This is a genomic window from Streptomyces sp. NPDC006332 (assembly GCF_040612855.1).
Classification (GTDB): domain Bacteria; phylum Actinomycetota; class Actinomycetes; order Streptomycetales; family Streptomycetaceae; genus Streptomyces.
The window spans coordinates 84,590-110,432 of sequence record NZ_JBEXRA010000027.1; the positions used below are offsets into that span (position 1 = coordinate 84,590).

A 25,843-nucleotide genomic window follows, 5' to 3' on the forward strand; every position below is an offset into this window, starting at 1 on the left:
CACGAGGCTCGCCACCGCGAACGGATCCTGCAGCTGCTGCTGGACCGGGAGCAGGTGTGGATCGTGGCGGAGGAACGGGGGCGCCACGGAAGCGCGGGGGTAGCTGGAACGACCAGTTCGCACCCGCTCCGTACCGGCCGCCGAACCAGAGGCGTGCACTCATATCCGCCCCCTCAGGCCGGACGGATGAGCCCGGTCTCGTACGCGAAGATCACGGCCTGCACGCGGTCGCGCAGCTCCAGCTTGGACAGGATCCGGCCGACATGTCCCTTCACAGTGGCCTCCGCCAGGTGCATGGCGGCGGCGATTTCGGTGTTGGTCAGGCCGCGAGCGACGTTGATGAGGACCTCGCGTTCGCGCGGAGTGAGCAGGCGTAGGCGCTCGTCGCCGCTCATGGTGATGGCGGGGAATTGGTGGGCGAAACCTTCCAGCAGGCGCCGGGTGATGCGAGGAGAGACCACCGCGTCGCCGCGGGCGACGTCTCGGATCGCGGCGAGCAGAGCTTCGGGCCTGGTGTTCTTGAGCAGGAATCCGGATGCCCCGGCCTGGAGCGCGTCGAAGGCATACTCGTCCAGGTCAAAGGTGGTGAGGACGAGCACGCGCGTCTGCGGCGCCTCCCGGATCAGCCGACGTGTCGTCTCAATGCCGTCGGCGCCCGGCATGCGCACGTCCATCAGGACCACGTCCGGCCGCAGCTGACGCGTCAGGCGCAGGGCGGCATCGCCGTCCGCCGCCTCGCCGACCGGCTCCATGTCGGGTTCGGCGCGCAGGATCATGGTGAACGCCACGCGCAGCAGTTGCTCGTCGTCGACGAGGAGCACTCGAGTGCTCATTGAGTGCTGCCCAGATCGAGACGCGCCAGGACCTGCCATCCCCCACCGGGAAAGGGGCCGGCGTGCAGTGCCCCGCCGTAGGCGGCCGCGCGTTCCCGCATCCCGGCGATGCCGCGCCCGGGGGTGGTGACCGATGCGGCGGGTCCGTCGTCGGTCACCTCGACCGTGACGGCCCGCGGGGAGCAGGAGACCCGGACCTCGGCAGATGTGCCCGCAGGCGCGTGTTTGAGCGTGTTGGTCAACGACTCCTGAACGATTCGGTAAGCGGTCAGCTGCGCCGCCACGGGAACGCAGGCGGGGCCCTCGTCCACCCGAAGGCGGGTCGGCAGCCCTACGGCACGCATCTGTTCGCACAGAGGTTCAAGCTGCGCGATGCCGGGCAGCGGATGGCGTTCGGCGTCGGGTTCGCCGTCCCGGAGGATCCCCAGCGAACGCCGCATGTCGGTCAGTGTCTGCCGCCCGGTCTCAGCGATCTGGTCCGTCACGGCGAGCGGGTCGTCGGGCCGTGTGTGTACAACCGCGTCGGCGAGGGCGACGATGACGGACAGGTTGTGCGTGATGCTGTCGTGCATCTCCCGGGCGATGCGGGCCCGCTCCTCGGCCACCGCGAGCCGCGCCTTCTGGTCGCGCTCGCGTTCCAGGTGGGCGATGTGGTCTTCCTGGGCGGCGCGCCTGATCCGCACGTTCGCCCCGAGCAGGGCGCACGCCGCGATCGCGGCGGTCATCGCGGCGCTGGAGGCGAGGAACCGGCCCTCGGGCGCCCAGCGCGCCGCCGATAGCACGGCGCCGCTCTCCAGAACGATTCCGGCCAGCAGCGCGTGCCGCCAGGGGGAGCGGGCGGTGACCGTGCCGAGGGCGATCAGCAGCGCGGCATCGGCGGGCAACTGGATGCCCAGCAGCCACTGCGCGAACGCGACGGCGGCGATCACGCCGAACACGGTGAGAGGGGCCCGGCGCCGCCACACCAGCGGCAGCACCAGCGCCGCCTGCAGGGTCAGCCCCGTGGTGCCCTCCAGCCGCCCCGGCCCGAAGGTCACCGTGAAGAGTGCCGCCGCCAGCGCCGCGTCCTGTGCCATGGGGGGCACCTGCGCCGCGCGAACCAGCAGACGCTTCACCTGGTGCCCTGATGTCCGAACAGGGCCGCGACGGTGTCCAGGCGCGGCGTCGATCATCGTGTCCGTCCTCGCGGTGCGTTCGTTTCGTGGTGGGTGTCTTCGCATGCTAGGTCGGGGGACCGGGGAATGCCTCCGACCACCGGCGTAGAACGGTGTGCGCCCCAGGTAGGCACGCCTCCTCCCACGGGGGTAGGGGGCTGCCGGTCACCGTCGGCACGCTGCCTGGCACGGGCGACTGGTGGCACGGCAGCCTCGTCCCGGGGGAGGACGGATCGGTTCCGGGGAGACCGGAGTATGCCGGGCAGATCGTCCCGCAGCACGTCGCAGTGGCCATGGCGCCGTTGAAAGCCTTCTTGCATTCCAGTACGCGCCCCCTCGCAAGGAGACGACCGATGCCATGTCCCAGCCGCAGAACTCTCATGAAGCTGGGGGCCACCGCCGTCCTCGCCACAGTGAGCACCGCCTGCTCCACGGCGGGCTCCCCCACGGGGACCGCCGGCGCGCCGGCCGAACACCCCAGCGCGTCACCGACGGGCCGTGCGGTGTCCCTGCCCGCGCCCACCGGCCACTGGCCGATCGGCACCGTCGATCTGCACCTGATCGACCGGACGCGGCACGATCCCCTCATGCCCTCGAAACCCTTCCGGGAGCTGATGGTCAGCGTGTGGTACCCGGCGGACCGGGGAGGGAAGTTCCTGATCGCCCCGTGGCTGTCCCCAGCGGCTGCGGCCGACTGGGACAAGCACTCCGCACCCGGCATGACCATCAAGACCGGAGCGGTGGACTGGCAGGGAATCCGGACGCACGCGCGGACCGGCGCGTCGGCCGCACGCGCGTCCGGGAAGCTGCCGGTGGTGCTGTTCTCCTCCGGCGACGGCGGCGACCGCGCGCTCGGCACCACCCTGGTCGAGGAGTTGGCCAGCCGTGGCTACGTCGTGGTCACGATCGACTCCACCTACGAAGTGGACCAGGTCGAGTTTCCCGGCGGCCGCGTCGAACGAGCCGCCCCCCTGCCCAAGAAGCTCACCCCGAAGGTCATCGCAGCCCTCCTCGAGAAGCATTCCCGCACACGCGTCGCGGACGCCCACTTCGTCCTGCGGCAGATTGAGGCCCTGGCGCACGGGCGTAACCCCGATACCCAGGGAAGGCCCCTTCCGGCCGGACTGCCCGCAGTGATGGACCTTTCCCGGATGGGCATGTTCGGCCAGTCCCTGGGCGGTTCCGTGGCCGCCCAGCTCGCTCACGACGAACCGCGCATCAGTTCGGCGGCCAACCTCGACGGCGAGTTCTTCGGCCCGGTCATCCGCACCGGCGTCACCAAACCGTTCCTGCTGATGGCGTCCGACGTGAACTCCTTTGACAGCAACGCGAGCTGGAAGTCCTTCTGGGCCGCCTCGACCGGCTGGAAGCATGCACTCCACCTGCGGAAGGCCCTGCACGGCTCGTACACCGACCTGCAGGTCATATTTCCGCAGCTCACTGACCACATGAAGATCCCCGCCGCCCCCGAGCTCATCGGCACCATCAACCCCCGACGATCCCTGGCGGCCCAACGTGCCGCCCTCACGGCCTTCTTCGATCTCCACCTGAAGCAACGGCCCACCACCCTCTTCGAAAACCCCAGCAGCCGGTACCACGAGATGGAGGTCTTGCGCTGAGCTCGGACCCGGCAGAACCTTTCCTTCCGGGGTCTTCTGCCGCCATGTCGCGCTGCGGCGGACCGGCGCGTCGGCAGGCGTGCCGCTGTCCGCCTCCACCGAGCAAGCGGACGGGACCGGTACCTGCTGTGCCGCCGTGCAGGTCGGCCTCGCCGACTGCGCCGCCCTTGCCGTCGAGGCATGGCTCGCTGAGCGAACGGCGGCCGCAACGACCTCCTCGCGGTCAGCCAGTTCCGAGTGGAACGCAAGGACGCCGGGGCTGTCACCCCCGACCTGGTGCTGTTCGTGACCGGGCTGCCCTGGGCCGTCATCGAGTGCAAGGCCCCACTCACCTCGGCGGCCGGGAGGGAAGCAGGGCTGCCCTCGACGACGCGGTCGGGCAGGTCTGCGGCTACGCGAGCCTCGAATCCCCCGCCCCCGTCGCAGAGTTCACCCGGGTGTGCAGGACAGGGGCTCGCCGCACACGGGCAGGAAGACGTCCACGTCCGGATACCGCTCCGGTTGCCACGCCCTGACCAGGCGGCGGTGCCCGCGCAGGTCGAAGCTCGGGGAGAAGGAGTCCAGCCGGAGGGAGATAGACAGCTCACGACGGACAGCAGCAGGAGCGGGACGTACGCCCAGATCCACACGCTGGTCTCCGCCGCCCGCACCTGGCTGATCACCAGGCACACGAACCCGACGGCGGACGACAGGGTCAGCACCCAGACGTGCCGCCGGACGTACGAGACCTTCTCCCGGTCGTCGGGCGGGGCCGGCAGCAGCCCCGGATACGCGTGGCCGGAAACAGCCTTGCGGGAGCCGGCCCGGCGGCGACGCGACGGGAGAGCCGGTCTACCGCCGTCGGGCAGGGTGTGCGCGGTGTTCATGGGGCGTGCTCTCCACAAGCGAGCCGGAATGCCGGGGGACAAAAAGGCTCGCCGCCGGAGGCGCGAGTTGCTTGTGAAGCTTATGTGGCTATTGCGCCCCTGAGGGTTTCGAGTTCACCAAGTCTTGGTCAGGGAGCGAGGTCAAGCGGTTACGAGAAGAACTCGGCCAGCACCGGAGCGAGAGCCTGCGGATCCACCATGTGGGTCTGTCCCTCCAGCACCCGGTACGTGCCCTCGGGTGCCGCCTCGGCGACGGTCTGCGCCGCCTCGCGCAGCCACCCCGGGCTCGCGCCGCCCGCGGCGGACAGGACCGGGACGGTGAGCGACGCGAGGAGGTCCCGGGGCACCAGACCGTCGCCCATCACGGTGTTGTCGTGGGCGAGGCTCGGCGCGATGGCCTCCATGCCGGACCACATGGGGGAGTTGCGGGCACCCTGGATCATCTCCTCGGCCAGGCCGGTCAGCCTCAGGAACAGCTCCACCGCGTCCCCGCGCCGGCCGTGCGCGAGCGCCTCGTCCAGGCGCTCGGTGTACTCGGCTCGCTCCTTGGCGCCACCCTCGTACACGGCGTACGGCACCTCGTACACGGCCACCCGGCGCACCGGCAGCCCGCTCGCCGCGGCGTGCAGGGCCAGCGCGCCGCCGGACGAGACGCCGTACAGCCCCGCCTCGCCGCCCAGCAGATCGATCAGCGCGGCCAGGTCCTCGACCTCACGGTCCACCGAGTACGGGGCTTTGTCGCCGCTCTCACCGCGGCCCCGGCGGTCGTACACGACGACGTCGAAGTGGTCCGACAGGGCCGCGGCCAGCGGCCGCATCGTGCCGCCCGTCGACATCGCGCCGCTCACCAGGACGACCGCCGGGCCCTGCCCGGTGCGTTCGTACGCGACGGGCGTGCCGTCTCGAGAAAGGGTCTTCTTGTCCATGTCTCAGAAGACTGCCCCACGGCAACGGATTAATCGGTCACCACACCGCTTACTCCACTTCTTCCACTTCGTAGAAGCAGAGGTGGTCCTTGATGCCGGCCACGTCCGGCTTCGGGTCGGGGTAGGCCCACACCAGGTCCGCCGCGTCCGGCAGTGACCAGTAGGAGGCGGTGCCCTTGAACGGGCAGTACGTGTGGGTGTCGGAGGGGGTCAGCAGGTCGAGCCGTACGTCCTCGGGCGGGAGGTAGTACCGCACCGGACAGCCCGTCTCCCGCAGGAGAAGGGGCCGTTCGCTCTCCGCCAGCACCTGGTCGCCGTGGACGACCCTGACGCGCCGGGTGCCCTGCTCGATGGTGATCGTGTGTCCTGTCACCGGGTTTCTCCAAGGATGCTTCGGCCTTCGGGCCGGGGACTGATCGGGTAAGCTGGACGCCGTGCGCTGCGAGAACCAAGCGCGTACACCGTGCTGATCGAGAGCCAAGACAGCACAGGCACCTGCAAGTTTTGTCGTATCAAACCGGGCTGGTTTCAACCCGGCTGGTGTTGATCGTGGAAGACCTGTTGGGTCGCTGACCCGCAGGCATCGTGAGCCAGGAATCCCCCTGCTTCAGCTGGGGGAGGATTCAAATGTGCGTCGGCCATACCGGAAGAGCGCTCACGGGCCCGTGGTTCTTCCCGGTTACGGTGACCCGTATGCGAATCTGCGTCTTCCTCTCAGCCGCCGACCTCGACGACCGCTACACCCGCCCCGCGCGTGAGTTCGCCAGACTGCTGGGCAAGGGCGGTCACACGCTGGTGTGGGGCGGCTCGGACGTCGGCCTCATGAAGGTGGTCGCCGACGGCGTGCAGGAGGCGGGCGGTCGGCTGGTCGGGGTCTCCGTGCAGTTCCTGTCGGCCAAGGCCCGCCCGGGCGTCGACGAGATGGTGGTCGCCCAGGACCTCGCCGAGCGCAAGAAGCTGCTCCTGGAGAAGGCCGACGCCGTGGTGATCATGGTGGGCGGCACGGGCACCCTCGACGAGGCCACCGAGATCCTGGAGCTGAAGAAGCACGGGCACACCGACAAGCCGGTGGTCCTCCTCAACACCGCGGGCTTCTACGACGGCCTCAAGGAGCAGTTCCGCCGCATGGAGGACGAGGGATTCCTGCCGCGACCGCTGACCGACCTGGTGTTCTTCGCCGAGGAGCCGGTCGGGGCGCTGGCCTACCTGGAGGAGAGCCAGGGCATCGAGTGAGGGGGGTGCGGCGCCCGGCCTCAGTGATGCGAGCATGGCGGGCATGGCGACACATGTGATCACCGGGGCCGGATCCGGCATCGGCGCGGCGGTGGCCCGCCGGCTGCACGCGCGCGGGGACGACCTCGTGCTGCATGCGCGGGACGCGAGCCGCGCGAAGGAACTGGCGGCGGAGTTCCCCGGGGCGCGGACGCTGGTCGGCGATCTCGCGGACCCCGACAAGCTGTCCTGGGCCTTCTCCCACCAGACGCTCCCGGACCGGGTGGACTCCCTCCTGCACGTCGCGGGCGTGGTCGACCTCGGACCGGTCGGCGAGCTGACCCCCAGGTCGTGGCGCCATCAGCTCAACGTCAACCTGGTCGCGCCCGCCGAGCTGACCCGCCATTTCCTGCCCCAACTCCGCACCGCGCAGGGCCATGTGGTGTTCGTGAACTCGGGCGCGGGACTGCGGGCGAGCGCCGAGTGGTCCGCCTACGCCGCCTCCAAGCACGGACTGAAGGCGCTCGCCGACTCGCTCCGCAACGAGGAGCACGAAAACGGCGTCCGCGTGACCACGGTCTACCCCGGCCGCACGGCCGGCCCCATGCAGGTCAAGGTCCACCAGCAGGAGGGCAAGGAGTACGACCCCACGCGGTGGATCGACCCCGAGTCGGTCGCGACGACGATCCTGCTCGCCCTCGACCTGCCGAGGGACGCGGAGATCAACGACCTCACGGTGCGGCCGGGGCGATGAGGGCGGCTTCGCGGGCGGGATCACACCGAGGCCTACGTAGGCTTCACCCGTGAACGCACACTTCAGTTTCGGCCCCGCCACCGGTATCGGCTCCATGCCCGGCGGTGACGCCCGCGAGGCCGCCAAGACCGTCACCGGGTCCTTCGAGGACTTCCCGTTCCTCGCCGAGCTGCCCGCCCGGGGGCCGGGCGCCGACATGATCGGCCGGACCGCCGGACTGCTCGTCGAGCTCTACGCGCGCGTGGAGCCCAGCGGCTGGCGGATCGGCGACCGCCCGGGACGGGACACCAGACGGGCCCGGTCCTGGCTCGGTGAGGACCTGGACGCGCTGGAGGAGTTCACCCAGGGATACCAGGGCCCGCTGAAGGTCCAGGCGGTCGGGCCCTGGACCCTGGCCGCCGCCCTCGAGTTGAGGAACGGCGAGGTCGCCCTCTCCGACGCCGGCGCCTGCCGTGACCTCACCGCCTCGCTGGCCGAAGGGCTGCGCCTGCATCTGGAGGAGGTCCGGCGCCGGATCCCCGGTGCCCAGGCCGTCCTCCAGCTCGACGAGCCGTCCCTCGTCGCCGTACTGCGCGGCCAGGTGAAGTCCGCCAGCGGCTACCGCACCCACCGTGCCGTGGACCGGCAGGTGGTCGAGGCCGCGCTCCGGGACGTCGCCCGGGTGCACGGCGACGGGCCGGTCGTGGTGCACTCGTGCGCGCCGGACGTGCCGTTCGCCCTGCTGCGCCGGGCGGGCGCGGACGCTATCTCCTTCGACTTCTCGCTCCTCACCGAGCGTGACGACGACGCGATCGGTGAGGCGGTGGAGGCGGGTACCCGGCTCTTCGCCGGCGTCGTGCCGGGCACGGACGGCCCATTGTCAGACCCTGCCGGTAGCGTCATGGGTGTCAGAACGCTGTGGCGCAGGCTGGGGCTGCATCCGGGACTTCTCACGGAGGCGGTCACGGTGACTCCGGCGTGCGGCCTCGCGGGGGCTTCCCCCGCGTACGCACGCGAGGCACTCGCCCACTGCGTCAGGGCGGCGAGATCCCTCGCGGACAACCCAGAGTAACGGGAGGACAACACGGTGGCCGGCGACAAGCAAGCGGAGACGACGGTGCCCGCCAAGGCACGGGAGAAGCACGCGCAACTCGCTGAGCAGATCGAGGAGCACCGCTTCCGGTACTACGTGAAGGACGCTCCCGTCGTCAGTGACGCGGAGTTCGACCAGCTCCTGCGCACCCTGGAGGCCCTGGAGGAGGAGCATCCCGAGCTGCGTACCCCGGACTCGCCGACCCAGAAGGTGTCCGTCGAGTACGAGACCGACCTCGCCGAGGTCGAGCACCGCGAACGCATGCTCTCCCTCGACAACGTCTTCGACGACCAGGGCCTCGCCGCCTGGGCCGACCGCGTCGCCAAGGACGTCGGCACCCCCGGCTACCACCTGCTGTGCGAGCTCAAGGTCGACGGCCTCGCGGTGAACCTGACGTACGAGGACGGCAGGCTCACCCGGGCCGCCACCCGGGGCACCGGCCGCACCGGCGAGGACATCACGCCCAACGTGATGACGATCGCGGAGATCCCGCACCGGCTGAAGGGCGACCGGGTCCCGCGGCTGGTGGAGATCCGCGGTGAGGTCTACTTCCCGATGGAGGCCTTCCAGGGCCTCAACGCCCGCCGGTTGGCCGCCGGCGAGAAGCCGTACGCCAACCCGCGCAACTCCGCCTCCGGTTCCCTGCGCCAGAAGGACCCCAAGGTCACCGCGACCCTGCCGCTGCACATGGTGGTCCACGGCATCGGCGCCCTGGAGGGCTTCGACGGCATGACCCGGCTCTCCCAGGCCTACGACCTGCTGAAGACCTGGGGCCTGCCGACCTCCCCGCACAACAGGGTGGTCGACGACCTCGACGGCGTACGGGAGTTCATCGCCTACTACGGCGAGAACCGTCACTCCGTGGCGCACGAGATCGACGGCGTGGTGGTCAAGCTCGACGAGATCCCGCTCCAGGGGCGCCTCGGCTCCACCTCGCGCGCGCCGCGATGGGCGATCGCGTACAAGTACGCGCCCGAGGAGGTCAACACCAAGCTCATCAACATCCGTGTGGGTGTGGGGCGTACGGGGCGGGTCACGCCGTACGCCCAGGTCGAGCCGGTCACGGTGGCCGGTTCGGAGGTGGAGTTCGCCACGCTGCACAACCAGGACGTCGTCAAGGCCAAGGGCGTGCTGATCGGCGACACCGTGGTGCTGCGCAAGGCCGGTGACGTCATCCCGGAGATCCTCGGGCCGGTGGTCGACCTGCGTGACGGCGACGAGCGCGAGTTCGTGATGCCGAGCGAGTGCCCCGAGTGCGGTACGGCGCTCAGGCCGATGAAGGAGGGCGACGTGGACCTGCGCTGCCCGAACGCCCGTAGCTGCCCCGCCCAGTTGCGCGAACGTCTGTTCTATCTGGCCGGGCGCAAGTCGCTGGACATCGAGCACTTCGGCTATGTCGCCGCCGCAGCCCTCACCCAGCCGCTGGAGCCGGCCGAGCCGCCGCTCACCGACGAGGGCGACCTGTTCGACCTCACCCTCGAGCGGCTGCTGCCCATCAAGGCGTACGTCCTCGACCAGGACAGTGGGCTGCCCAAGCGTGACCCGAAGACCGGCGAGGAGAAGGTCGTCACGGTCTTCGCGAACCAGGAGGGCAACGCGAAGAAGAACGCGCTGGCGATGCTGGAGAACATCGCGGCCGCCAAGGAGCGCCCGCTCGCCCGGGTCCTCACCGGCCTGTCGATCCGTCACGTGGGCCCGGTCGCCGCCGAGGCGCTGGCCCGCGAGTTCCGCTCCATCGAGCGGATCGACCAGGCGACCGAGGAGGAGCTGAAGAACACGGACGGGGTCGGCCCCATCGTCGCCGCCGCCGTCAAGGAGTGGTTCGCCGAGGACTGGCACCGCGAGATCATCCGAAAGTGGCAGGCCGCGGGCGTCCGGATGGAGGCGCTGAGCTCCGGCGAGGACGAGGGGCCGGGTCCGCTCGCAGGGCTCACCGTCGTCGTGACCGGCACGCTCGAACACTTCACACGGGACGGCGCCAAGGAGGCGTTGCAGACCCGTGGCGCGAAAGTGACCGGTTCCGTTTCGAAGAAGACGTCCTTCGTCGTTGTCGGTGACAACCCAGGGTCGAAGCACGACAAGGCGATGCAGTTGAAGGTTCCGGTTCTGAACGAGGACGGGTTCCAGGTCCTGCTGGAATCGGGCCCCGAGGCGGCTGCCGAAGTGGCGCTTCCCACAGAGGAGTAGCCACGAGCAGCGGTTGAAGGCCACCCGATCGGCGCATACCAGATGCATACGGGTGGCCGGGGCGCATTCGGGCAACCGTCGACGACCGCTGCCCGTGGAAGCCTTCCGCGGCCTACTGTTGAGATGTGCGCCCGCCGTGCCCAGCTGCGGTGGGGGCATCCCTTTGCTCCTGAAGAGCCTTCAGGAGCAGCGGGAAGGCTGACCAACGCGGCGCCGTCGAAGGGTGTTGTCGGGCATCGGGCCGCGTGGCGCGGGCACCGCCGGCTGTGAGAGGGACGGGAATGGAACCGAGCGAGAGCGCCGCCCCGGACTCACGGCTGCGCCTGCGCCGGATGGTCGGCGCGTGGCGAGAGAGCCGGTGGGCCGGGATGACCGCGGAGCGTCCGGGCGGCGACGGGCAGCCCGCCGGACAGTACCCGGCCGGACCCTACACGGCGGTCGACGGTCTCAGCGCCCTGCCACGCACCACCGAACGCACACCCGCACTGCCGGGCGAGGAACCGGACCGGCACCTGACCTGGCCCACCCTTCCCGCCACGATCGTCGCGACGGCCGGACTCGTGCTGGGCGCGGGCTTCTACCGGGCCTTCACCGGCGGCCACGCGCTCTTCCCGTCCGGCACGGTCGGCTGGTCCCTGGCCCTGCTGACCGGCGTCATCGTCGGCCATCTGGTCGCGCTCGGCCGCGCCCGCTGGTGGGGCGGCACCGGCTCCGGCGCCGCCCTCACCCTCGCGGTCCTGCTGCTCTACGGCTGGGTGCCGGCCGGCCTGGTCAGCCTGACCGTCGTCCTGCTGGTCGGTGTGGCCCGCCGGCACCAATGGCGACAGGGCGTCCTGCTCGGCGCGGTGGACATCCTCGGCATCGGCGCCGGCGCCCTGCTGCTCGGCGCGTTCGGCCGGGTGCCGTCCGTGGAGCGGCCCTGGGACTCCGACACCTGGACCTTCTACACCGCCCCCCAGGTGGTGCTGGTCGCCGTCGCCTATCTCGCGGTCACCCGCATCCTGAGCTGGTATCTCCACGCCCCGCGCCCCGGCGGTCTGCCCACCGTCGCGCGCACCGCCCTGGTCAGGCAGGGCCTGGTGGCGGTCGCGCTGCTCGGCATCGCACCCCTGATCTGCGTGGTCGCCACCGCCGAGCCCATTCTGCTGCCGCTGTTCGCCATCCCCCTCTTCGCCCTCGACTCCACCCTCTGGATGGCCCGGGCCCGCGCCGAGGAGCAACTGCGCGACCCGCTGACCGGGCTGCCCAACCGGCAGTGGCTGCTGGAACGCATCTGGACGGCCCTGGACGACGCCGAACGCATCGGCGCCCGCTCCGCCCTGATGCTCATCGACCTGGACCGCTTCCGGTCGGTCAACGACACCTTGGGCCACCTCGCCGGTGACCGGCTGCTGCTGCAGATCGCCGACCGGCTCCGGCTGGCGCTGCCCCGGGGAGCGGAGGCGGCGCGGCTCGGCGGCGACGAGTTCGCCGTCTTACTGCCGGTCGCCGACTCCACCACCTCCGCGACCCGGGTCGCCCGCGGCCTGGTGACCGCCCTCAGCTCCCCGCTCGATCTCGACGGCCTCACCCTGGTGCTGGAGGCCAGCGCCGGAGTCGCCGTCTTCCCCGACCACGCCCTCGACGCCGAGGGACTGCTGCGCCGGGCCGACGTGGCGATGTACCAGGCGAAGCGGGACCGTACCGGCGTCGAGGTCTACGAGTCCAAGCGCGACTCCAACACGCCGGACCGGCTCGGACTGCTCGGTGATCTGCGCCGGGCGCTGGACGCGCACGAGGTCCAGCTGCACTACCAGCCCAAGGTCCGCTTCGACGGACAGGTCGCCGGGCTCGAAGCCCTGGTCCGCTGGGTGCATCCGGAGCGGGGCAAGGTCCCGCCGGACGAGTTCATCGCCATCGCCGAGTCGTCCGGGCTGATGCCCCACCTCACCGAGTACGTCCTGGACACCGCCCTCGCCCAGGTCGCGCGCTGGCGTGCCCAGGGGCTGCTCGTTCCGGTGGCCGTCAATGTCTCCCCGCGCGATGTCCACACCCCCGGGTTCGCGGGCTCGGTCGCCGCCCGGCTGGCCCGTCACGGAGTCCCCGCGGGAGCGCTCCAACTGGAGATAACCGAGCACGTCCTCCTGGAGGACCCGCAGCGCGCCGCCGACACCCTCGCCGGGCTGACCGGGCACGGCGTGAAGATGTCCCTGGACGACTTCGGCACCGGCTACTCCTCGCTGGTGCACCTGCGCCGGCTTCCGGTCAGCGAGCTGAAGATCGACCGGTCCTTCGTGGCCCGCCTCGCCGTCGACAACGAGGACGCGGAGATCGTGCGCTGCACGGTCGACCTCGCGCATTCCCTGGGGCTCCTGGTGGTCGCCGAGGGCGTCGAGGACGACGAGACCTGGGAGCGTCTGCGCGACCTGGGCTGTGACGCCGTACAGGGCTGGCTGGTCGCGGCGGCGATGCCGCCCGAGGAGACGACGGCGTGGCTGCTGGCGCGGGGCTCGCGCGGCTGGCAGCGACCGCGTGCGGCGCTGCCGGCCGCCGAGTGACCGCGGGCAACACCCTCACAGCGACCGGTTCCGGCGGAGTGCGGTCGGGCGGCGACAGGCAGCGATAGCGCGGAGGCGTCAGCCCTGCGGCCGAACCGTGCGGCGGCGCGACCGACCGTCCGGCGGTGCGACCGAACCGTGCGGCGTGGCCGACCGGCGGTGCGGCCGAAAGCGTCCGGCGGTGCGGGCGAACCGGGCAAGGGGAAACCGTTTAACAGGCACGGGCCGCCGCCCCATAGGATTGGCCCCAAACCACACTCACTCACCCCAGAGGATCGCTGCATGCCTGGCATCACGCGCGAGGAGGTCGCCCACCTCGCCCGGCTGGCGCGTCTGGAGCTGAAGCCCGAAGAGCTCGACCACTTCGCGGGACAGCTGGACGACATCATCGGCGCGGTCGCCCGCGTCAGTGAGGTCGCCGACCAAGACGTACCGCCGACCTCGCACCCGCTCCCGCTGACGAACGTCATGCGGGCGGACGAGGTCCGTCCGTCGCTCACCCCCGAGCAGGCGCTCTCCGGCGCCCCGGCCCAGGAGCAGCAGCGTTTCAAGGTGCCGCAGATCCTGGGGGAGGACTAACCGCCATGACGGACAACGTCAACATCATCAAGCTCACCGCCGCCGAGACCGCCGCGAAGATCGCTTCCGGCGAGCTCACGGCCGTCGAGGTCACCGAGGCGCACCTGGCGCGCATCGAGGCCGTCGACGAGAAGGTGCACGCCTTCCTGCACGTCGACCGTGACGGCGCTCTCGCGCAGGCCCGTGCCGTCGACGAGAAGCGGGCCAGGGGCGAGAAGCTCGGCCCCCTCGCCGGCGTCCCGCTCGCGCTCAAGGACATCTTCACCACCGAGGGCGTCCCGACGACTGTCGGTTCGAAGATGCTCGAGGGCTGGATTCCGCCGTACGACGCCACCGTCACCAAGCGGCTCAAGGCCGCCGACGTGGTCATCCTCGGCAAGACCAACATGGACGAGTTCGCCATGGGGTCCAGCACCGAGAACAGCGCGTACGGGCCCACCGGCAACCCCTGGGACCTCACCAAGATCCCCGGCGGCTCCGGTGGCGGTTCCTCCGCCGCGCTCGCCTCCTTCCAGGCCCCCCTCGCCATCGGCACCGACACCGGCGGTTCCATCCGCCAGCCGGCCGCCGTCACCGGCACGGTCGGCGTGAAGCCGACCTACGGGGCGGTCTCCCGGTACGGCATGGTGGCGTTCTCGTCCTCCCTCGACCAGGGCGGGCCCTGCGCCCGTACGGTCCTGGACGCGGCCCTCCTCCACGAGGTCATCGCCGGACACGACCCGCTCGACTCCACCTCCGTCGACGCCCCGGTCCCGCCGGTCGTCGAGGCCGCCCGCAACGGCAGCGTCGAGGGCATGCGCGTCGGTGTCGTGAAGCAGTTCCGCGGCGAGGGCTACCAGGCCGGCGTCGTCCAGCGCTTCGACGAGTCCGTCGCCCTCCTCAAGGAGCTGGGCGCCCAGATCGTCGAGCTGGACTGCCCGTCCTTCGACCTCGCCCTGTCGGCGTACTACCTGATCGCGCCCTCCGAGTGTTCGTCCAACCTGGCCCGCTTCGACGGCCTGCGCTACGGCCTGCGTACCGGCGACGACGGCACCCACTCGGCCGAACAGGTCACCTCCCTCACCCGTGAGGCGGGCTTCGGCCCCGAGGTCAAGCGCCGCATCATGCTCGGCACCTACGCCCTGTCGAGCGGCTACTACGACGCGTACTACGGCAGTGCCCAGAAGGTCCGCACCCTCATCACCCGGGACTTCGAGAAGGCGTTCGAGCAGGTGGACGTCATCGTCTCGCCGACGACGCCGACCACCGCCTTCCCGATCGGCGAGCGTGCCGACGATCCGATGGCGATGTACCTCGCCGACCTGTGCACCATTCCCACCAACCTGGCGGGCAACGCGGCCATGTCGCTGCCCTGCGGTCTCGCGCCGGAGGACAACCTCCCGGTCGGGTTGCAGATCATCGCCCCCGCGCTTCAGGACGACCGGCTCTACAAGGTCGGCGCCGCTGTCGAGGCCGCCTTCGTGGAAAGGTGGGGGCACCCGCTGATCGAGGAGGCTCCGTCGCTGTGAGCGCACTGACCAAGGCCAAGGGCTTCAAGAAGTCCAAGTCCGGCACGTACCTGTCCATGGCCGGGACCGCGTTCGGCGCGTTCGGCGTCGCCAAGCGCCTCAAGAAGGCCCGCGCCGAGAAGGACACGCTGGTCCTGATCGACGCCACCGTGTCCGCCGTCGCCATCGTCACCGGCCTCGCCATCCTCTACCGCGAGCTGAAGCGGCTGGGCGACGACGACGTCCTGCTGGGCTGAGAGGGAACTTTCACCGTGACCACCACGACCGACCTGGTGTCGTACGAGGACGCGCTGGCGTCGTACGACCCCGTCATGGGCCTTGAGGTCCATGTCGAACTCGGCACCAAGACCAAGATGTTCTGCGGGTGTTCCACCGAACTGGGCGCCGAGCCCAACTCGCAGACCTGCCCGACCTGCCTCGGCATGCCGGGCGCGCTGCCGGTCGTCAACGCGATCGGCATCGAGTCCGCGATCAGGATCGGCCTCGCGCTGAACTGCGAGATCGCCGAGTGGTGCCGCTTCGCCCGGAAGAACTACTTCTATCCGGACATGCCGAAGAACTTCCAGACCTCCCAGTACGACGAGCCGATCGCCTTCAACGGCTACCTCGACGTCCAGCTGGAGGACGGCGAGACCTTCCGGGTGGAGATCGAGCGCGCCCACATGGAGGAGGACACCGGCAAGTCCATGCACGTCGGCGGCGCGACCGGTCGTATCCACGGCGCCTCGCACTCGCTGCTCGACTACAACCGGGCCGGCATCCCGCTCATCGAGATCGTCACCAAGCCGATCGAGGGCGCGGGTGAGCGCGCTCCCGAGGTGGCGAGGGCGTACGTCCGGGAGCTGCGCGAGGTCATCAAGGCGCTCGGCGTCTCCGAGGCCCGGATGGAGATGGGCCAGATGCGCTGCGACGTGAACCTGTCGCTGCGCCCGCACGGCCGCGAGAAGTTCGGCACGCGCTCCGAGACGAAGAACGTGAACTCGCTGCGGTCCGTGGAGCGCGCGGCCCGCTTCGAGATCCAGCGGCACGCGGCCGTGCTGAACGGCGGCGGCACGATCATCCAGGAGACCCGGCACTTCCACGAGGACACGGGGTCCACGACCTCGGGCCGCGTGAAGGAGGAGGCCGAGGACTACCGGTACTTCCCGGAGCCGGACCTGGTACCGGTGGCCCCCTCGCGCGAGTGGGTCGAGGAGATCCGGTCGGCTCTGCCCGAGCTGCCGCTGGTCCGCCGCAGTCGGCTGCGTGAGGAGTGGGGTGTCAGCTCCCACGAGATGCAGTCGATCCTGAACGCGGGCGCGCTGGACCTGATCGTGGCCTCCATCGACGCCGGTGCCGACTCTGGCTCCGCCCGTAAGTGGTGGATGGGTGAACTGTCCCGCAGCGCCAACGAGTCGGGCAGGGCACTGGACGAGCTGGCGATCACGCCGGCGCAGGTCGCCCGGGTCGCCGAGCTCGTCTCCAAGGGTGACCTCAACGACAAGCTGGCCCGCCAGGTCATCGAGGGCGTTCTCGCGGGCGAGGGCACCCCGGATGAGGTCGTCGACAAGCGCGGTCTGAAGGTCGTCTCGGACGAGGGCGCGCTCACCACGGCCGTCGAGGATGCCATCGCGGGCAACCCGGGCGTCGCGGACAAGATCCGCGGCGGCAAGGTGGCCGCGGCGGGCGCCCTGGTCGGCGCGGTCATGAAGGCCACCCGCGGCCAGGCCGACGCGGCCCGGGTGAAGGAGCTGATCCTGGAGAAGCTGGGCGTCAGCGAGGGCTGACCCCGGCGGACCCGAGGAGGGGGGATGCACCGGACCCGGTGCATCCCCCCTCGTCACTCACACGCGGCGGCCGACGACCCGGGTGAAGCCCAGGACATGCTCCACGTCGGCGTGCATCAGCTCGACCGACCAGCGGGCCATCTCGGCCATGAACTCGCTCCGGCTCTCCTCGGCGCACACCTCGCTCCACAGCAGCCAGTCGCGCCAGCCGTCGTCGAGCCAGTCGGCCGTCTCGACCTCGACGGCCCCGCTGCGGGCCCACAGCCGCCGCCACCAGGCGGGGGAGTGGAAGGCCCAGAAGCCGGGATCCTTCTCCCAGTACGTCTTCAGGTGCGCCGGCGGCTCGTCGCCCTCCGGTTCCTCCCGCAGCGCCGGCATCACGACGCCGATCCGCCCGCCCGGCTTCAGCAGCCGGGTCAGTGTGGGCAGGTACAGGTCGTTCGTGCCGAAGTACTGGTAGGCGTCGATGGAGACGATCGCGTCGAAGGTGCCCTCGCCGAACGGCAGATCATGGGTCTCGGCGAACAGGGGCAGCACCCGGTCGGCGACGCCCGCCTCGGCGATGCGTACGGCGTTGTCGTCGGGCTTCACCCACAGGTCGGCCGCGGTGACCTGGACGTCGTACTCCTTGGCGAGGAACACGGAGGTCATGGCGCGGCCGCAGCCGAGGTCGAGGACGCGCGCGCCGGGGCGCAGGTCCTCCAGGCCGAGGGCGGGCGCCAGCCACTCCAGCAGCCACAGTGCGTGCGGGCCCATCTGGTTCTCGATGGTCCAGCGGGCGTCGTAGCGACTGCTGCGCGGCCGGCTCGGGTGGGTCAGTCGGTTGGTGAGGTCGTCATTCGAGGTCGTGATGTCGGGTGAGGTGTCGGACATCGGTGAACGGGCTCCTTGAGTCTTCCGTAGGGAGATGTGATGCGTAGGAGCTCGGTCGGACCTTCAAACAATGCACCTGCTTCGGTCGGCGGCGATATGCCGGATACGACGGACGCCGGGACGCTAGCAGTGCGCCGCATCGCCGCGCACCCGCTTTCCGCGCCGAAGGCGCTTCTCTCGCCCGCCACGCCCGCCATGAGCGGACCGGGTGATTCCGAGGCCTCCGAAACCGCAGAGGCATCCGAGGGCCCCGAGACCCCTGAGGGCATGGCGGAGGACTTCGCGGATCCGGTCGAGGACGCGCTGCGGGCCCGCTGGACGGCGGCCGGGACCGGGGTCCTGCTCGCCCTCGCGGGCCTGGCCGCGTCGATGCTCCGCCTCACCGGCTCCGCGCCGGCGTTCGTCCCCGTGGCCTACGCGGTCGGCGCCGCCGGGTGCGCGTTCGCGTCGGTCCTGGGCTCGCGGGGACGGACCCGACGGGCCCTGTGGTTGCTCGTCGCCGGTGTGATGGTGATGGCGCTGGGCGATCAGTTCGACTGACCTGACGGACAATTCGACCGACCTGACAGAGCGGTCGTTACTGTCCTGTGATCTGGCTCCTATTCCTGTGAATAAACGCACGAACTCCGTAAACGATCTCTTTCGGCTGCGACAGTGGTCGTCACATTGCTCATGCGTTCTTTGCGGGCCGTTCACTTCATCACGTGTCATGGACGTCTTTTCCCGGTCAAAGATCCATACGGTCCCCTGGGAGCACGTTCGTGGCAGCCCTCGCACGCTGGTGTGTCCGACGACGTCTGGTCGTCGTCCTGCTGTGGCTCCTCGCTCTCGGCTCGGTCGGCACGGCCGCCGCGATCACCGGCTCCGCCTACTCGAACGACTACCAGGTCCCCGGCACCGAGTCGGGCCGCGCCACCCAGCTGCTTCGGGACGGCTTCCCGGACCTCGGCGGTGACAACGACACCGTCGTCTGGCACACCACGTCCGGCACCGTCCGCGCCACCGATGTCGAAAAGACCATGACGCGTGCCCTCGACCGGATCGAGGCGGTGCCCGGCGTCGCCGCCGTGTCCGGCCCCTACGACGCACAGGGCGGCGGCCGGATCAGCGCGGACGGGCACACGGCGTACGCCACGGTCACCTTCGAGGAACCGGCCGAGCACATCGACGTGTCCGAGGCGCGGGCCGTGGTCCGGGCGGCCGAGGACGCCGAGTCCGGCGGGCTGCGGGTGGAGCTCGGCGGCAGCGCGATCGCGCTCACCGAGTCGTCCGGCGGGCACCTCGCCGAGGTGGTCGGCGTGGTCGTCGCCGCGGTGGTGCTGTTCCTCGCCTTCGGCTCGCTCGCCGCGTCCCTGCTGCCCATCGCCACCGCGCTGGTGAGCGTCGGCGCCGCGTACGCCGGGATCGTGCTGCTCGGACACGTCATGACCGTCGCCGACTTCGCGCCCATGCTCGGCATGCTGATCGGGCTCGGCGTCGGCATCGACTACGCGCTGTTCATCGTCACCAGACACCGGCGCGGCCTGAAACGGGGACTGTCCGTCACCGAGGCGGTCACCAACGCGGTCGCCACCACGGGACGGGCGGTCGTGTTCGCGGGCGCCACCGTTTGCATCGCGCTGCTGGGGATGCTGATCCTCCGGCTCGGCTTCCTCAATGGCGTCGCGATAGCCGCCTCGCTGACCGTCGTCCTGACCGTCGCGGCCTCCGTGACCCTGCTGCCCGCCCTGCTGTCCCTGATCGGTCCGCGCGCCCTCAGCCGGCGCGAGCGGCGCCACCTCGCGGAGCACGGGCCGCAACCCGAGCTGCCGACCGGGTTCGCCGCCCGCTGGTCGGCGTTCGTCCAGCGCCGTCCCCGACTGCTCGGCGGACTCGCCCTGGGTGTCATCACCCTCCTCGCGCTGCCCACCTTCTCCCTCCACCTGGGCACCTCCGACCAGGGAAACGATCCACGGGCATCGACCACCCGACAGGCCTACGACCTCCTCGCGGAAGGCTTCGGACCCGGCGTGAACGGGCCCCTCACCCTGGTCACACGTGTCAACGGGGCCGAGGACAAGCTCGCCCTGGACAACCTCGACGCCACCCTGCGCGGCACCGAGGGCGTCGCGTCGGTGACGCCGGTGACCTACGACACCGGCGGCGACACCGGGTACCTCACCGTCATCCCGGAGTCCTCCCCGCAGTCGAAGAGCACCAGTGACCTCGTCGACCGGCTGCGCACCGAGGTGCTCCCCCGCGCCGAGACCGGCACCTCCCTCGACGTGCAGGTCGGCGGGGTGACGGCCGGCTACGACGACTTCGCCCACGTCATCGTCGGCAAGCTGCCCCTGTTCGTCGGTGTCGTCATCGGGCTGGGCTGTCTGCTGCTCCTGTTCGCCTTCCGGTCCGTCGGTATCCCGCTCAAGGCCGCCGCGATGAACGTGGCCGCGGTCGCCGCCGCCTTCGGTGTCGTCGTCGCGATCTTCCAGTGGGGCTGGGGGAGCGAACTGCTGGGGCTGGGGCGCGCGGGCCCGATCGAGCCCTTCCTGCCCGTGATCATGGTCTCGGTACTCTTCGGCCTCTCCATGGACTACCAGGTGTTCCTGGTCAGCCGGATGTACGAGGAGTGGCTGGAGACCGGTGACAACCGGCGGGCCGTCCGCGTCGGCCTCGCCGAGACCAGCCGGGTGATCAACTCCGCCGCGGTCATCATGATCTCCGTCTTCCTCGCCTTCGTACTCAGCGGCGACCGGGTGATCGCCATGTTCGGCATCGCGCTCGCCGCCGCCGTCGCCCTCGACGCCTTCGTGCTGCGCACGCTTCTGGTGCCCGCCCTGATGCATCTGCTCGGCGGCGCCAACTGGTGGCTGCCGCGCTGGCTGGAGAGCCGTATGCCGCGCATCAGCATCGAGCCGCCCGAGTGCCGCGCCGCCCATGAGAGGCTGGCCGCTTCGACGGACGCCGCGGTGGCGGACGTACTGGCGAAGGAGCGGCAGCGGGATGTACGCGATATCCCTGGGTGACGACGGAGCCGAACTGCGCCCACTGGAGCCCTGGAACGCCGAGGAGTTCCTGGCGCACCTCGACCGGGGACGCGAGTTCATCAACCGGTTCATTCCGTTCGGCGAGAAGGCCACGGACCTGGACGGCGCCCGCGACATGCTCCAGCGGTACGCCGACCTGCGCGCCGCCGACACCGCGTCCCTGCACGGGCTGTGGCTGGAGGGGAAGCTCGTCGGCGGGGTGCTCTTCCTGAACTTCGACGCGGAGAACGGCAACTGCGAGGTCGGCTGCTGGCTGGAACCCGCCGGCACCGGACACGGCCTGGTCACCCGGGCGATGCGGGTGCTCCTCGACTTCGCGATCGAGCGGCGCGGCATGCACCGGGTCGAGTGGATCGCCGCCGTGGACAACCAGCCCAGCCTGAACGTGGCCCGGCGCCTGGGCATGTCCAGGGAAGGCGTTCGGCGGGCGAGCTACCCGCACCACGGGGTACGGCTGGACCTCGAGGTGTGGTCCATCCTCGCTCCCGAGTGGCGCGCGGCACGGGCGCGAGGCCCGCACAGCGATCATTAAGGAACTTCTCATACGGGATCCGTACGGTGCGCACCATGGGAACCAAGACAGCTGACGAGACCGGCGCCAAGACGGGCGCCGAGACCACGATCGACGAGGAGAAGGTGCACGTCACCAAGACCGACGCGGTGACCGAGTCCGCGACCGGCGCCGAGGCCGCCGAGGACACCACGGCCGACGACACGGACACGGACGTCGCCGAGGGCGCCACCGAGGCCAGGGCAGCTAGCGAGGGTCCCACCGGAGTCGGCCAGGGCGCGGGCGCCGTCGTCTCCGCCGCGCTCGGGGTCGTGTCGCTGACCGGTGGCTGGATCTCCACGGTCGCCTCCGCCCGCGAGACGCTCGACGGTCAGCTGCACATGTCGCAGACCGCGAGCGTCGCCGCTCAGATCAAGGTGTACGGCGACGCCTGGCACGCCGCCGCGCTGTGGGGCGGCGTCTTCGCGCTGCTCGCGCTGGTCGTCGGTGTCGTGGTGCTGGCCCGTCCGGCGTTCGGCGCCCCCGGCAGGCCGCAGGCGGCGTGGATCAAGTCGGTCTCCTGGGGCGGTGTCGCGCTCGGCGTCATCGGCCTGCTCCTGGCCGTCCTCAAGTACACCGACATCCTGCTCGGACTGCCGTCGGCCGGCTGAGTCACCGCAGCTCCTGAGGGGCCTTAGGGAATCCGTGAGTACCTTACGGAGCTCCCTGAGGCCCCTCCCGCACGTCTAAGGCCCCGTCCCTCGCCGAAGATGCGGAACTCTCCCGATGTGGCGCACCCCCCTGGGAGACGAAGGTTGAGGCATCGCACCGAGCGAAGCCGAAACCGACCTCCCTGGGGGACACACCATGTATGAGTACGAGCTCCAGCAACTGCGTTCCGCCGAACTGATCCACCGGGCCGAGCAGGAGCGCCTGGCCCGCCGGGCCGTCCTCGGCAACCGCGCCGCCCGCCGCGAAGCGGCCCTACGCGCCGCCGAGAACGATCCCCATACCGGCCACCCACGTCGGCACAGGTTCGCCCGCACCGCGTGAGCGCCCGGGCGGGGACGGGCGGACGTACGACGCCGCCCGTCCCCGTACGCGCCGGGGACGTCGAGGTGCTGCCGGGGTGGGACATCGCCGAGACGGGTGCGGCCCGGCCGACCGATCCGGCGGCAGCGCGTGCCGCGCCGACGGGCCTGGCGGCGGGACGTGCCGCGCCGCCCTATCCGGCCACAGCGGGTGCCGCACTGACGGACCTGTCGAAAACAGGTGCCGCGGCATCAGACCCACGTGCGATGCTCGGCACCGTGGAGACCAGGTCCGTCAGTCCCGTGTTCGTCGGCCGCACCGATGAACTGGACACGTTGAACGACGCGCTCGCCCGTGCCGCCGCGGGCGAGCCGCAGGCGTTACTGCTCGGCGGCGAGGCCGGGGTCGGCAAGACCCGCCTCGTCGAGGAGTTCGCCACCGCTGCCTGCTGCCGGGGTGCCGTCGTCGCACTCGGTGGCTGCGTCGAGATCGGCGCCGACGGACTGCCGTTCGCCCCCTTCTCCACCGCGCTGCGCGCCCTGCGCCGGGAACTGCCCGACGAACTCGCCGCCGCGGCCGCCGGCCAGGAGGAGGAACTGGCCAGGCTGCTGCCCGAACTCGGCGAGACGGGCCCCGGACGGCACGACGAGGAGGGCATGGCCCGCCTCTTCGAACTCACCGCCCGGCTGCTGGAACGCGTCGCCGCCGACCGCACGGTCGTGGTCGCCCTGGAGGACCTGCACTGGGCCGACGCCTCCACCCGCCACCTCCTCGCCTACCTCTTCCGCACCCTGCGCACCGGCCGCCTCGTCGTCCTCGCCACCTACCGCGCCGACGACATCCACCGCCGCCACCCCCTGCGTCCCCTGCTCGCCGAACTCGACCGGCTGCGCACCGTACGCCGCATCGAACTCGGCCGCTTCAACCGCACCGAGGTCGGACGCCAGATCGCCGGCATCCTCGCCTCCGAACCCGACCCGGACCAGGTCGACGACATCTTCGAACGCTCCGACGGCAACGCCTTCTTCGTCGAGGAACTCGCCGTCGCCGCCCACGAGGGAAGCCGCACCGGCCTCACCGACTCCCTGCGCGACCTGCTCCTGGTGCGCGTCGAGGGGCTGCCCGAGAGCGCCCAGCGGGTCGCCCGGATCGTCGCCGAGGGCGGCTCCACCGTCGAGTACCGGCTTCTTGCCGCCGTCGCCCGGCTCACCGAGGACGACCTCATCGAGGCCCTGCGGGCCGCCGTGGGCGCCAACATCCTGCTCGCCGCGCCCAGCGGCGACGGCTACCGCTTCCGCCACTCGCTGGTCCGCGAGGCCGTCAGCGACGACCTGCTGCCCGGCGAACGCTCCCGCCTCAACCGCCGCTACGCCGAGGCCCTGGAGGCCGACCCCACGCTCGTCCCGGCCGGCGAGCGTGTGATGCGCCTGGCCAGCTACTGGTACCACGCGCACGACGCGGCCAAGGCCCTGCCCGCGGTCCTGGACGCCTCCGTCACCGCCCGCCGCCGGCACGCCTACTCCGAACAACTGGGGCTGCTGGAACGCGCGATGGAACTGTGGGACACCTCCCCCGAGGACGTCCGCGCACGGCTGCGACCCGTCGACTACACCGAGGTCTATCCTCCCCCACTGCCTGAACGGCGTGGGGGGACCCCCAGCGGCTGCGACCCCGCGACCACACCGCTGCGCTACCTCGACCTGATGGCCGAGGCCGCCGTCGCCGGACGGCTGTGCGGGGAACGCGAACGCACCCTGAAGATCATCAAGCGGGCGCTGCGCCTGCTGGACGACGAGGACGACCCGCTGCGCGCCGCCTGGTTCTGGACCCAGCGCTCCCGCCTCGTCCAGGCGCAGTCCCGCGGCGACGGCTGGGCCGAACTGGGCACCGCCCAGGACCTCGTACGCGGTCTGCCCCCTTCGCAGGTGCACGCCGAGGTCCTCGCCGGCGTGGCCAACTGGTTGGCGGTGCACGCCCCCGGCCCCGACGCCTTCACGGCTGCCGAACGCGCCGTGGAGTACGCGCGGATGCTCGGCGTCCGCGACACCGAGATGAACGCCCGCCTCACGCTCGGCGGCCTCATGGTCGAGGCCGGTGACGTGGCGGCGGGGCTCGCCGAGATGTCCGAGGTCAAGGACCGAACCGTCGAGTACGGCATCTCCGCCATCGCCGGCCGTGCCTATGTGAACATGCCCTCCACCCTCGAAGCCGTCGGCCGCTCCAAGGAGGCCGTGCCGATCCTCGAGGAGGGGCTCGCCCACGCCCGGAAGTTCGGCCTGCTGGACACCGAGGCCTGGATCTGGGGCAACCTCGCCGAGACCTTCTACTCCCTGGGCCGCTGGGACCAGGCCGCCGAAGCGGGCACCAAGGCCGAACACGTCGGCCAGAGCGCCAAGCCCCGCGGCTTCCACGCCACCCTCCGCGCCGAACTCGCCCTCGACCGCGGGGACCTGGCCGCCGCCGCGAGCCATCTGACCGCCGCCCGCGGCCACTTCGGGACCCACGACCGCGCACCCCAGCACGAACTGCCCCTCGTGCGCATCGCGATCGGCATCGCCGCGGCCGAGGGCCGCCTCCTCGACGCCCGCGCCGAACTCGCGCACGCCCTGGACGCCGGCTTCCCGCCCGGCACCCAGCGCTACGTCTGGCGGCTGCTGCTCACCTCGGCCGCCGCGGAAGCCGACGCGCGCGACCTGCCCGCCGTCGCCCCCGGCCGCACCGAGATCCTCGAACGCATCCGTGCCACGGCCAAGCCCCTGGCCACCCATGTCCCGGTGTGGCAGGCCTACGAACGCTGGGTCCGCGCCGAACTGCTGCGAGCCGAGGACAGCGCGTGCGCGGACACCTGGGCGGACGTCGTCACCGCCTTCGAAGCCCTGGAGCGCCCCTACGATCTCGCCCGCGTCCGGCACCGCCTGGCCGAGGCCCTGCTGCTGTCGGGGGACAGCGGCGACGACCGCGACCGCGCCACGGAACTGCTGCGCCTGACCCACGCCACCGCCGAACACCTCGGCGCGCGTCCCCTCGCCGAATCCACCGCCCGCCTGGCCCAGCGCGCCCGCCTCACCCTCACCGGCCCCCGCTCCCTCAACGGCGGCCGGACCGCCACCGACGGCGGGGCCGACACCGGCACCCCGCACGACCCGGCCCGCGCCCTCGGCCTCACCGGCCGGGAACGCGACGTCCTGCGCCTGGTCTCGGCCGGCCGCACCAACCGCCAGATAGCCGAGGCGCTGTTCATCTCCCCGAAGACGGCCAGCGTCCACGTCTCGAACATCCTGGGAAAGCTCGGCGTCGCGGGCCGGGGCGAGGCGGCGGCGGTGGCGCACCGGCTGGGACTGTTCGCGGCCGACATGTCCCAGGTGCCGACCTCCGGCTGAGGCGTACGCTGCAAGAGACTGGCGGGAGG

The 25,843-nt window shown here is 71.1% G+C and carries 22 protein-coding genes; 16 read left to right on the forward strand and 6 right to left on the reverse strand.

Translation table 11 applies throughout. The annotated features are described in order from the left end of the window. Positions 1 to 173 precede the first annotated feature (173 nt). Both ABZ027_RS24035 and ABZ027_RS24040 read right to left on the reverse strand, forming a co-directional pair. Positions 174 to 833 carry a response regulator transcription factor gene (locus ABZ027_RS24035; RefSeq protein ID WP_356771599.1) on the reverse strand — a complete coding sequence of 220 codons (660 nt, stop codon included), beginning with the start codon at positions 831 to 833 and terminating at the stop codon, positions 174 to 176. Continuing rightward, positions 830 to 1,909 (reverse strand): histidine kinase, encoded by a 1,080-nt coding sequence (locus ABZ027_RS24040; protein WP_356771601.1) that lies wholly within the window; start codon positions 1,907 to 1,909, stop codon positions 830 to 832. The genes ABZ027_RS24035 and ABZ027_RS24040 overlap by 4 nt, the downstream gene beginning before the upstream one ends. 431 nt (positions 1,910 to 2,340) lie before the next feature. Between ABZ027_RS24040 and ABZ027_RS24045 the strand changes: the two genes are divergently transcribed. Then, positions 2,341 to 3,606: a hypothetical protein gene (locus ABZ027_RS24045; protein WP_356771603.1), complete on the forward strand. Its 1,266-nt coding sequence runs from the start codon at positions 2,341 to 2,343 to the stop codon at positions 3,604 to 3,606. Between the two features lie 429 nt (positions 3,607 to 4,035). On the opposite strand, the gene ABZ027_RS24050 is transcribed toward ABZ027_RS24045, so the two are convergent. The 3 genes from ABZ027_RS24050 to ABZ027_RS24060 all read right to left on the reverse strand — a co-directional run bounded on the left by ABZ027_RS24050 (position 4,036) and on the right by ABZ027_RS24060 (position 5,771). Then, positions 4,036 to 4,233: a hypothetical protein gene (locus ABZ027_RS24050; RefSeq protein ID WP_356771663.1), complete on the reverse strand. Its 198-nt coding sequence runs from the start codon at positions 4,231 to 4,233 to the stop codon at positions 4,036 to 4,038. Between the two features lie 388 nt (positions 4,234 to 4,621). Next, entirely contained in the window at positions 4,622 to 5,398 is a 777-nt protein-coding gene (locus ABZ027_RS24055; RefSeq protein ID WP_356771605.1) for an alpha/beta hydrolase, read from the reverse strand. 49 nt (positions 5,399 to 5,447) lie between these two features. Beyond that, complete coding sequence (locus tag ABZ027_RS24060; RefSeq protein WP_356771607.1) at positions 5,448 to 5,771, reverse strand: DUF427 domain-containing protein; 324 nt, start codon at positions 5,769 to 5,771, stop codon at positions 5,448 to 5,450. Positions 5,772 to 6,091: 320 nt separating this feature from the next. Here ABZ027_RS24060 and ABZ027_RS24065 point away from each other — a divergent pair, with 320 nt between their 5' ends. The 9 genes from ABZ027_RS24065 to gatB all read left to right on the forward strand — a co-directional run bounded on the left by ABZ027_RS24065 (position 6,092) and on the right by gatB (position 17,013). Beyond that, a complete protein-coding gene (locus ABZ027_RS24065; RefSeq protein WP_356771609.1) occupies positions 6,092 to 6,631 on the forward strand; it encodes a TIGR00730 family Rossman fold protein in 540 nt (179 codons plus the stop codon). Between the two features lie 34 nt (positions 6,632 to 6,665). Next, positions 6,666 to 7,364, forward strand: coding sequence for an SDR family oxidoreductase (locus ABZ027_RS24070; RefSeq protein ID WP_356771611.1), 699 nt, complete (start codon positions 6,666 to 6,668; stop codon positions 7,362 to 7,364). A gap of 49 nt (positions 7,365 to 7,413) precedes the next feature. Continuing rightward, positions 7,414 to 8,415: a methionine synthase gene (locus ABZ027_RS24075; protein ID WP_356771613.1), complete on the forward strand. Its 1,002-nt coding sequence runs from the start codon at positions 7,414 to 7,416 to the stop codon at positions 8,413 to 8,415. 15 nt (positions 8,416 to 8,430) lie between these two features. Then, positions 8,431 to 10,623 carry an NAD-dependent DNA ligase LigA gene (gene ligA / locus ABZ027_RS24080; protein WP_356771615.1) on the forward strand — a complete coding sequence of 731 codons (2,193 nt, stop codon included), beginning with the start codon at positions 8,431 to 8,433 and terminating at the stop codon, positions 10,621 to 10,623. A gap of 281 nt (positions 10,624 to 10,904) precedes the next feature. After that, positions 10,905 to 13,160 carry a bifunctional diguanylate cyclase/phosphodiesterase gene (locus tag ABZ027_RS24085; RefSeq protein WP_356771617.1) on the forward strand — a complete coding sequence of 752 codons (2,256 nt, stop codon included), beginning with the start codon at positions 10,905 to 10,907 and terminating at the stop codon, positions 13,158 to 13,160. A gap of 282 nt (positions 13,161 to 13,442) precedes the next feature. Next, complete coding sequence (gene gatC / locus ABZ027_RS24090; RefSeq protein ID WP_018531282.1) at positions 13,443 to 13,739, forward strand: Asp-tRNA(Asn)/Glu-tRNA(Gln) amidotransferase subunit GatC; 297 nt, start codon at positions 13,443 to 13,445, stop codon at positions 13,737 to 13,739. A 5-nt stretch (positions 13,740 to 13,744) separates the two neighbouring features. Further along, positions 13,745 to 15,247, forward strand: coding sequence for an Asp-tRNA(Asn)/Glu-tRNA(Gln) amidotransferase subunit GatA (gatA, locus tag ABZ027_RS24095; protein ID WP_356771620.1), 1,503 nt, complete (start codon positions 13,745 to 13,747; stop codon positions 15,245 to 15,247). Continuing rightward, the gene (locus ABZ027_RS24100) at positions 15,244 to 15,483 is read left to right on the forward strand and encodes a hypothetical protein (RefSeq protein WP_356771622.1); all 240 of its coding nucleotides are present in this window, start codon (positions 15,244 to 15,246) and stop codon (positions 15,481 to 15,483) included. Before gatA ends, ABZ027_RS24100 begins: the two co-directional genes overlap by 4 nt. A gap of 15 nt (positions 15,484 to 15,498) precedes the next feature. Then, positions 15,499 to 17,013, forward strand: a complete 1,515-nt coding sequence (gatB, locus tag ABZ027_RS24105) for an Asp-tRNA(Asn)/Glu-tRNA(Gln) amidotransferase subunit GatB (protein ID WP_356771624.1) — start codon at positions 15,499 to 15,501, stop codon at positions 17,011 to 17,013. A gap of 57 nt (positions 17,014 to 17,070) precedes the next feature. Here the strand turns inward: gatB and ABZ027_RS24110 are convergent, their stop codons facing one another. Further along, positions 17,071 to 17,886 carry a methyltransferase domain-containing protein gene (locus ABZ027_RS24110; protein ID WP_356771626.1) on the reverse strand — a complete coding sequence of 272 codons (816 nt, stop codon included), beginning with the start codon at positions 17,884 to 17,886 and terminating at the stop codon, positions 17,071 to 17,073. Between the two features lie 195 nt (positions 17,887 to 18,081). Here ABZ027_RS24110 and ABZ027_RS24115 point away from each other — a divergent pair, with 195 nt between their 5' ends. The 6 genes from ABZ027_RS24115 to ABZ027_RS24140 all read left to right on the forward strand — a co-directional run bounded on the left by ABZ027_RS24115 (position 18,082) and on the right by ABZ027_RS24140 (position 25,814). After that, positions 18,082 to 18,426 (forward strand): hypothetical protein, encoded by a 345-nt coding sequence (locus ABZ027_RS24115; protein WP_356771628.1) that lies wholly within the window; start codon positions 18,082 to 18,084, stop codon positions 18,424 to 18,426. 221 nt (positions 18,427 to 18,647) lie between these two features. Further along, on the forward strand, positions 18,648 to 20,891 hold the full coding sequence (locus ABZ027_RS24120) for an MMPL family transporter (RefSeq protein ID WP_356771630.1): 2,244 nt from the start codon (positions 18,648 to 18,650) through the stop codon (positions 20,889 to 20,891). After that, the gene (locus ABZ027_RS24125) at positions 20,869 to 21,444 is read left to right on the forward strand and encodes a GNAT family protein (protein WP_356771632.1); all 576 of its coding nucleotides are present in this window, start codon (positions 20,869 to 20,871) and stop codon (positions 21,442 to 21,444) included. The genes ABZ027_RS24120 and ABZ027_RS24125 overlap by 23 nt, the downstream gene beginning before the upstream one ends. Positions 21,445 to 21,479: 35 nt before the next feature. Continuing rightward, entirely contained in the window at positions 21,480 to 22,073 is a 594-nt protein-coding gene (locus ABZ027_RS24130) for a hypothetical protein (RefSeq protein ID WP_356771634.1), read from the forward strand. 196 nt (positions 22,074 to 22,269) lie between these two features. Beyond that, entirely contained in the window at positions 22,270 to 22,455 is a 186-nt protein-coding gene (locus ABZ027_RS24135; protein WP_356771636.1) for a hypothetical protein, read from the forward strand. Positions 22,456 to 22,700: 245 nt separating this feature from the next. Further along, entirely contained in the window at positions 22,701 to 25,814 is a 3,114-nt protein-coding gene (locus ABZ027_RS24140; RefSeq protein WP_356771661.1) for an AAA family ATPase, read from the forward strand. Positions 25,815 to 25,843: the final 29 nt, after the last annotated feature.

What these genes read in the sequence shown, in the direction of transcription:
- ABZ027_RS24035 (WP_356771599.1), bottom strand. Translation starts at nt 833, where the DNA reads ATGAGCACTCGAGTGCTCCTCGTCGACGACGAGCAACTGCTGCGCGTG.
- ABZ027_RS24040 (WP_356771601.1), bottom strand. Translation starts at nt 1,909, where the DNA reads ATGGCACAGGACGCGGCGCTGGCGGCGGCACTCTTCACGGTGACCTTC.
- ABZ027_RS24045 (WP_356771603.1), top strand. Translation starts at nt 2,341, where the DNA reads ATGCCATGTCCCAGCCGCAGAACTCTCATGAAGCTGGGGGCCACCGCC.
- ABZ027_RS24055 (WP_356771605.1), bottom strand. Translation starts at nt 5,398, where the DNA reads ATGGACAAGAAGACCCTTTCTCGAGACGGCACGCCCGTCGCGTACGAA.
- ABZ027_RS24065 (WP_356771609.1), top strand. Translation starts at nt 6,092, where the DNA reads ATGCGAATCTGCGTCTTCCTCTCAGCCGCCGACCTCGACGACCGCTAC.
- ABZ027_RS24070 (WP_356771611.1), top strand. Translation starts at nt 6,666, where the DNA reads ATGGCGGGCATGGCGACACATGTGATCACCGGGGCCGGATCCGGCATC.
- ABZ027_RS24085 (WP_356771617.1), top strand. Translation starts at nt 10,905, where the DNA reads ATGGAACCGAGCGAGAGCGCCGCCCCGGACTCACGGCTGCGCCTGCGC.
- gatC (WP_018531282.1), top strand. Translation starts at nt 13,443, where the DNA reads ATGCCTGGCATCACGCGCGAGGAGGTCGCCCACCTCGCCCGGCTGGCG.
- gatA (WP_356771620.1), top strand. Translation starts at nt 13,745, where the DNA reads ATGACGGACAACGTCAACATCATCAAGCTCACCGCCGCCGAGACCGCC.
- ABZ027_RS24110 (WP_356771626.1), bottom strand. Translation starts at nt 17,886, where the DNA reads ATGTCCGACACCTCACCCGACATCACGACCTCGAATGACGACCTCACC.
- ABZ027_RS24115 (WP_356771628.1), top strand. Translation starts at nt 18,082, where the DNA reads ATGAGCGGACCGGGTGATTCCGAGGCCTCCGAAACCGCAGAGGCATCC.
- ABZ027_RS24125 (WP_356771632.1), top strand. Translation starts at nt 20,869, where the DNA reads ATGTACGCGATATCCCTGGGTGACGACGGAGCCGAACTGCGCCCACTG.
- ABZ027_RS24130 (WP_356771634.1), top strand. Translation starts at nt 21,480, where the DNA reads ATGGGAACCAAGACAGCTGACGAGACCGGCGCCAAGACGGGCGCCGAG.
- ABZ027_RS24135 (WP_356771636.1), top strand. Translation starts at nt 22,270, where the DNA reads ATGTATGAGTACGAGCTCCAGCAACTGCGTTCCGCCGAACTGATCCAC.
- ABZ027_RS24140 (WP_356771661.1), top strand. Translation starts at nt 22,701, where the DNA reads ATGCTCGGCACCGTGGAGACCAGGTCCGTCAGTCCCGTGTTCGTCGGC.